The 1187-nt window shown below is 68.2% G+C and carries 1 protein-coding gene; it reads right to left on the bottom strand.

The window, feature by feature from the left end:
* Nucleotides 1-11: 11 nt before the first annotated feature.
* Nucleotides 12-950 (bottom strand): IS110 family RNA-guided transposase, encoded by a 939-nt coding sequence (locus tag WFK61_RS26005; protein WP_336814938.1) that lies wholly within the window; start codon nt 948-950, stop codon nt 12-14.
* Nucleotides 951-1187: the final 237 nt, after the last annotated feature.

The following is a 1187-nucleotide window of genomic DNA, read 5'->3' as shown; positions in this document are numbered from 1 at the left end:
TTGTCATCAACTCAGTATTTAGCGTCTCTGAGCCTTGCGTTTGCGACGACGATGATGCGTCGCATGATGGCGACGATAGCGACGATTGGCTTTTTCTGGCGCTTGATGAGCGCTTGATAGGCTGAGCTCATGGCGGGGTCGTGCCTTGCCGCGGCGAGTGCGGGCAGGAAGAGGATGCGCTTGATCTCGGTTCTGCCGCCGCGTGTACGTCGATAGGCGTCGGAAGCGCCGCTCTGGTTGGGATGGGGAGCGAGGCCTGCGAGCGCGGCGGCCTGCCGGCGTCCGATGGAGCCGAGTTCGGGCATGAGGGCGATGAGGGCCGCAGCCGTGGCGGGTCCGATGCCGGCGATGCTGCGCAGGGCCTTCGCGGCTTTGGCGATGGCGGGAACGTCGCGCCTGATTTGGTCGATGGCGTCCTCGATGGCGGCGATCTGCTCGGCCAGGCAGATCAGGAGAGCCTTGAGCATAGTCTCGACGGGCGCGACGCCGGGGGCCTTGAGGCGGTTGGTACAGGCGACGCGCTGCGCGACGAGCTCGCCGCGCGTGCGCACCAGGACCTGGAGGCGTTCCCGGGCGGGATCGGACGCGGACCATCGCGTCAGGCTGGCGTGCCGCTCGGCGCCGTAGCGGGCGAGCGCCCGGGCGTCGAGGGCATCGCTCTTGCCGAGCGTGCCGAAGGAGCGGATGAAGGCCTTGACCTTGCGGGCGTCGGCGCGATGGGCCGGACGGCCGGCCGTTGCGAGCGCCGCCAGCAGGGCGTCCTCGTAGCCGCCGGTCGCCTCGCAGATGACGAGGCCGTCCGGCTCCAGCCCGGCCGCGAAGGCGGCCAGGGCGTCGGGCCGATTGGCGATGCTGCGGGTCGTGCCGTCACAGCTGTCGAAGACGACGATCTCGGCCCGGCCGACATCGCAGCCGAGAAAACGGGAAGGCGTGTTGGTGCAAACCGGCATCGGGGCTATCCTCGAAGGGCTTGTGATTGTCTGCGGGCGTTCAGCTCACGCGAAGAGGCCCAGGCAACTCAGCAAGCGTGACAAGGGAAGCGACCCGCGACCACGATGACAACGGGCGAAAGCCCTGTTCCGGGACGGTCGGCGGGCCGCGCCTGGTCCGGCCGGCCAGCCGGACCAGGCATACCGCTTCCGCGGAACCACACAACAATACCAAAACTCAAACAGACAATTCCGGGG

It is taken from the genome of Allobosea sp. MMO-172 (genome assembly GCF_037147855.1).
GTDB lineage: Bacteria > Pseudomonadota > Alphaproteobacteria > Rhizobiales > Beijerinckiaceae > Allobosea.
Note: the sequence above shows the minus strand (reverse complement) of the source record. Positions and strands in the feature narration are given on the sequence as shown.

Excerpts from the sequence above, each read along its gene's own strand:
- WFK61_RS26005 (WP_336814938.1), bottom strand. The coding sequence starts at position 950 with ATGCCGGTTTGCACCAACACGCCTTCCCGTTTTCTCGGCTGCGATGTC.